5 protein-coding genes and 1 riboswitch are annotated in these 5,697 nt (G+C 75.2%); of the genes, 4 read left to right on the top strand and 1 reads right to left on the bottom strand.

Annotation, left to right across the window (positions count from 1 at the left end; all coding sequences use genetic code 11):
• The first annotated feature begins 33 nt into the window (after window positions 1–33).
• Window positions 34–141, top strand: a riboswitch (TPP riboswitch).
• A gap of 73 nt (window positions 142–214) precedes the next feature.
• From CWIS_RS16640 to CWIS_RS16655, 4 genes are all read left to right on the top strand, one after another.
• Entirely contained in the window at window positions 215–1,342 is a 1,128-nt protein-coding gene (locus CWIS_RS16640; protein ID WP_048344454.1) for a thiamine ABC transporter substrate binding subunit, read from the top strand.
• 10 nt (window positions 1,343–1,352) lie between these two features.
• Complete coding sequence (locus CWIS_RS16645) at window positions 1,353–3,197, top strand: iron ABC transporter permease (RefSeq protein ID WP_082156559.1); 1,845 nt, start codon at window positions 1,353–1,355, stop codon at window positions 3,195–3,197.
• Entirely contained in the window at window positions 3,194–4,402 is a 1,209-nt protein-coding gene (locus CWIS_RS16650) for an ABC transporter ATP-binding protein (RefSeq protein ID WP_082156566.1), read from the top strand. The genes CWIS_RS16645 and CWIS_RS16650 overlap by 4 nt, the downstream gene beginning before the upstream one ends.
• An 82-nt stretch (window positions 4,403–4,484) precedes the next feature.
• On the top strand, window positions 4,485–5,261 hold the full coding sequence (locus CWIS_RS16655; protein ID WP_082156560.1) for a hypothetical protein: 777 nt from the start codon (window positions 4,485–4,487) through the stop codon (window positions 5,259–5,261).
• A gap of 157 nt (window positions 5,262–5,418) precedes the next feature.
• Here the strand turns inward: CWIS_RS16655 and CWIS_RS16660 are convergent.
• Window positions 5,419–5,697 (bottom strand): hypothetical protein (locus CWIS_RS16660; RefSeq protein WP_231583967.1); only part of this gene is annotated, 279 nt, incomplete at its 5' end.

Consider the following 5,697-nt stretch of genomic DNA (forward strand, 5'->3'; position numbering starts at 1 on the left):
GGAGCGTCAGGCCGAGGTCCCCGCGCCGAGCCCAGGGCTCGGCGAGGATCCGCGGCCGGGACGCTGAGAGTGCGGGACCAACCGCAGACCCTCGAACCTGATCCGGGTGATACCGGCGTAGGGAGTCGGGAATCTCAGCTCCGTGGTCGTCGTCGACCGCGGGTCGGCGTCGCCCCGGGGCACCCCTCCTGCAGACCAAGGAGGAGCATCACCCATGGCGGGACCCACCTCGCACCGGCGCCGCACGCGCGCCCTGACCCTCAGCACCGCCCTCGGCACGGCCCTCGCGCTCGCCCTCACGGGCTGCTCCCTGACGAGCAGCGACGAGCCGAAGCCCGCGACCGACGCCACGGCCTCGCCCGACGCGGGCGCGACCACCGGCGGCACCGTCACCCTCGTCACGCACGACTCGTTCGTGCTGTCCGACGGCCTGCTCGAGTCGTTCACCGACGAGACGGGGATCGACGTCGAGGTCGTGCAGCCCGGGGACGCGGGCGCGCTGGTCAACCAGCTCGTGCTGACCAAGGACGCGCCGCTCGGCGACGCCGTGTTCGGCATCGACAACTCGTTCGCGTCGCGCGCCATCACCGAGGGCGTCCTCGCGCCGTACACCGCGCGCGGCGACGCGGCGGCCGACGCCGCGGGCTTCGCGGTCGAGGGGGACGACGACGGCGCGCTCACGGCGATCGACTTCGGCGACGTGTGCCTCAACGTCGACACGTCGTGGTTCGCCGAGCACGAGCTCGCCGCCCCGACCTCGCTCGACGACCTGACGAAGCCGGAGTACAAGGACCTGCTCGTCGTGCCCAACGCGGTCACGTCGTCGCCCGGGTTCGCGTTCCTGCTCGCCACGGTCGGCGCGAAGGGCGCCGCGTGGCCCGAGTACTGGACCGCGCTGAAGGCCAACGGGCTCAAGGTCGCCGACGGCTGGTCGGACGCGTACTTCACCGACTTCTCCGGCGGTGGCGGCCAGGGCCCGCGCCCGGTCGTGCTCTCGTACGCGAGCTCGCCGCCCTCGACCGTGCCGGAGGGCGGCACCGAGCCGACCACCGCGGCGCTGCTCGACACGTGCTTCCGGCAGGTCGAGTACGCCGGCGTGCTCGCGGGCGCGCAGAACCCGACTGGCGCGCAGGCTCTGATCGACTTCCTGCTGTCCGACGAGGTCCAGGCCGACATCCCCGGCTCGATGTACATGTACCCGGTGAGCTCGGCGGTCGAGCTGCCCGACGAGTGGACGCGCTTCGCGCCGCTCGCCGAGAACCCGTTCGAGGTCGCACCCGCCGAGATCGCGGCCAACCGCGACCTGTGGCTCACGACGTGGTCGGACACCGTGATCGGCTGACCGGGCTGACATGACCTCGACCCGCGCGACCTCCGTCGCCTCGACCCGACGCGCACCCCGCGGGGGCGCGCCGCTCGGCGCGCCCGGGGGCCCGTCGGGTCACGGCTCGTCGGGTCACAGCCCGTCGGGTCATGGCTCGTCGGGTCGTGGCGCCGGGCGCGGCGGTCGGCTGGGGCGGGGCGCGGCGTGGACGGTCGCGGTCGTCGTGCCGCTCGCGTTCCTCGTCGCGTTCTTCGCCTACCCGGTCGCGGTCATGGTGGGTCGTGGGTTCGTCGTCGACGGGCATCTCGACCTGTCGGGGTTCGCCGACGTGTTCTCGCGACCCCGCACGTGGCGGATCGTCGGGCAGACGCTCGCGCAGGCCGGGGTCGCGACCGTCCTGGCGGTGCTGCTCGGCGTGCCCGGCGCGTATGTGCTGTACCGGCACCGGTTCGCTGGGCGCGGCGTGGTGCGGGCACTCGTGACGGTGCCGTTCGTGCTGCCCACGGTCGTGGTCGGCGTCGCGTTCCGGTCGCTGCTCGTCGAGGGCGGCCCGCTCGGCTTCCTGCACCTCGACGGGACGTTCGCGGCGATCGTCTCCGCGCTCGTGTTCTTCAACTACTCGGTCGTGGTGCGCAGCGTCGGCGGGCTGTGGGAGCGGCTCGACCCGCGCGCCGAGCAGGCGGCCCGCGCGCTCGGCGCGACCCCCTGGCGCGCGCTGCGCACCGTCACGCTCCCGGCGCTCGCGCCCGCGATCGTCTCCGCCGCGTCGCTGGTCTTCCTGTTCAGCGCGACCGCGTTCGGCACGGTGCTGGTGCTCGGTGGCCTGCGGTTCGGCACGATCGAGACCGAGATCTGGGTGCAGACCACGCAGTTCCTCGACCTGCGGGCCGCGTCGGTGCTGTCGGTCGTCCAGCTCGTCGTCGTCGCCGGTGCGCTGCTGGTCGCGGGCCGCGCGCGCGGGCGTCGTGAGCAGGCGCTGACCCTGGCCGAGCCCGACCTCGTGGTGCGCCCGCTGCGGCTGCGGCGCCGCGCCGGGGAGCCGCGCGACGACGGCCTCGCGCTGGTCCGCGGCGCGACGGCGGTCACCGCGCTCGTCGTCGTGCTGCTCGCGCTCCCGCTCGTCAACCTCGTCGTGCGCTCGCTGCGCGTGGGGGACGGCTGGGGGCTCGACCACTACGTCGCGCTGTCCACCGTGAGCGGCGGCGTGACCGTGTCGGTGTGGCAGGCCGCGGCGACCTCGCTGCGGACGGCCGTCGACGCGACGGTCCTCGCGCTCGTCGTCGGCGGGCTCGTCGCGCTCGTGGTGTCCCGGCGGCCGCGTCGGCCGGTCGCGCGGCGCGCGATCTCCGGTCTCGACGCGCTGTTCATGCTCCCGCTCGGCGTGTCCGCCGTGACCGTCGGGTTCGGCTTCCTGCTGTCCATGCACGAGCCGTTCGGCCTCGACCTCGACCTGCGCCGCTCGCCGCTCCTCGTGCCCGTCGCGCAGGCGGTCGTCGCCGTGCCGCTCGTGGTGCGTACCGTGCTGCCGGTGCTGCGCGCGATCGACCCGCGCCTGCGCGAGGCCGCCGCGACGCTCGGTGCCGCCCCCGGGCGCGTGCTGCGCACCGTCGACGGTGCGCTCGCGCTGCGCGCCGGCGGGCTCGCGGTGGGGTTCGCGTTCGCGGCGTCGCTCGGCGAGTTCGGCGCGACGTCGTTCCTCGCGCGGCCCGACTCGCCCACGCTGCCCGTGGTGATCTTCCGGCTCATCGGACGCCCGGGAGCGGACTCGTACGGCCGGGCGCTCGCGGCGTCCGTGGTGCTCGCGGTGCTGACCGCGACCGTGGTGGCGCTGTGCGAGCGGCTGCGTCGCACGGGCGAAGGAGGCGAGTGGTGACGACGAGCGGGACGACACCGGGCACGACGACACCGGGCACGACGACATCGGGCACGACGACATCGGGCACGACGACATCGGGCACGACGAGCACGCGCGCAGGCGCGCCGGCGCCCCCGACGACGAGCGAGCCCGGCGGTGACGCGGCGCACGCGGCGGGCGAGGTCGCTCGGGCGGGTCTCGGAGTGCGGGACGTCGTGGTCCGGTACCCCGCGTCGCGTCGCGGTGCCGCCCCGACGACCGCCGTGGACGGGGTCAGCCTGGACGTGGCGCGCGGCGAGGTGCTCGCGCTGCTCGGTCCGTCGGGCTGCGGCAAGTCGTCGCTGCTGCGCGCGGTCGCGGGCCTGGAGCCGTTGGCCGGCGGCGACCTCACGTGGGACGGCGGATCGGTCGTCGACGTGCCGGTGCACCGCCGCGACTTCGGCCTGATGTTCCAGGACGGCCAGCTGTTCACGCACCGCGACGTCGCGGGCAACATCGCTTATGGCCTGGCCGGCCGGCCGCGCGGTCAGGTCGCCGCGCGCGTCGAGCACCTGCTCGAGCTCGTCGGGCTGCCCGGCGCCGGGGGCCGAGCCGTCGCGACTCTGTCCGGCGGTGAGCGGCAGCGCGTCGCGCTCGCGCGGGCACTGGCCCCCGCGCCCCGCCTGCTGCTGCTCGACGAGCCGCTCTCGGCCCTCGACCGCTCGCTGCGCGAGCGCCTCGCGCTGGACCTGCGCACCGCGCTGCTGGCCACGGGCACGACCGCGCTGTTCGTCACGCACGACCAGGACGAGGCGTTCGTCGTCGCCGACCGCGTCGCCGTCATGGCCTCCGGGCGGCTGCTGCAGCTCGGGACGCCCGCGGACCTGTGGCGCGCGCCGGCCGACGAGCAGGTCGCGCGGTTCCTCGGGTACGAGGCGTTCGTCGTCGCGGGCGAGGCTCCTGCGGCGCTGCGCGACGCCGTGCGCGCCCCCGCGGACGCGACGCTCGCCCTCCCGCCGGGCGCGCTCGTCGGGCCCGTCGCGTCCGCCGGGGACGCGACGCTGACGGGCATGGTGCTCGCCGTGCGCACGCGCCGTGGCAGCCCGACGCTGCACGTCGCGGTCCCCGGGATCGGCGAGGTCACCGTCGCGACGCCCGCCGTCGGCGTGCTCGACCTGCCCGCCGCGGGCGACGAGGTGCGGCTGCACGTCGTGCGGGAGGCGGTCGTCGTCCTCGGCCGCTGACCGACCCGACGCCGGAGGTGCGCCCGACCTTGTCGCGGGCTAGCGTCCAAGCAAGGAGCACGTCGCCGAGGTCGTCAGGCAGGTGAGGCTCGTGTTGGCCCTCGATCGTCGCGAGATCGTGTCGCTCGAGATCCCGGTGGGACTCGCAAGCGTCTGGGAGCACCTGCGTGAGCCCACGCTCGTGCGTCGTTGGTACGGCTGGGACCGGCCCGGCATCGACGACGAGACGCTCGCGTTCACCGACATCCCGACCGAGCGCCGCGACGTCGACCACGACGCGACGACCCACACGCTCACCTGGCCGAACCACGACGTCCTGGCGGTGACCGCCGCCGCGCACCAGCCGCACCTCACGCGGCTGCGCATCACCCGGCGCAGCCACGAGGCGTTGCCCGTGCGGTTCGACGGCAACATGGACGAGGTCGACGAGGACTGGATCGCGAACGCGCACCAGCTGCAGTTCGCGCTCGCCAAGCAGCTCGGGCGGGACCGGCGGACGCTGAGCGTCGTCGACCTCGACGCGGGCACGCGCCGGGACCGCCTGCTCGACCGCGTCGGGATGCACGGCGTGCACGGGGTGCCCGTGGGCGGGCACCTGGAGGCGCGTCGCCCGGACGGCTCGATGCTCGGCGGCAAGGTGATCTACAAGTCCGACCACCAGTTCGGCATCGACCTGCACGCGGTCACCGACGCGCTGCTGGTGGTGCGCGAGGCGCCGATCGGCTCCCACCCGCCGCACGGCACCGTGACCGCGGTCCTGTCGGTGTACGGCGTCGACTCCGCGACGTTCGACGACGTCGCGGCGCGCTGGTCGATGTGGTGGCAGGCCGCCGGAGTCCCCGCCGCCGCCTTCCGCTGACGCACCCACGCAGCCCGCGAGCCGCGGACCGCCCGCGAACCGCGGACCGCCCGCGAACCGCGGACCGCCCGCGAGACAGGGTTTGCTCCGGGGATGGCGCCGGATGGCCGGAGTGGGCGCTGGGTCGCGGGTGGGTGTCGCGGGGTGGGGTGTCCGGTCACCTGTCGGTGGGCGCGCGGGTGGGGATGAGCAGGTACGTCAGGACGTAGCCGACGACGAGAGCGACGTGGGCCACCCGCCCCGCGTGCGAGTGCCAGGCGACGACGCCCAGACCGATGAACGCGACCACGACGCCCGCGGTCATGAGCAGGAGGCGGCGGTCGTCGCGCCGACGCATCCGGCCGACCTGCCACGCGGCGAGCGCGCCGACGACCGCTGCGACGAGCGCGAGCAGGAGCACGGGTCCACCTCCGGCGCGGGACTCTACCGGCCCCGC

It is taken from the genome of Cellulomonas sp. A375-1 (assembly GCF_001040865.1).
Lineage (GTDB): Bacteria > Actinomycetota > Actinomycetes > Actinomycetales > Cellulomonadaceae > Cellulomonas > Cellulomonas gelida.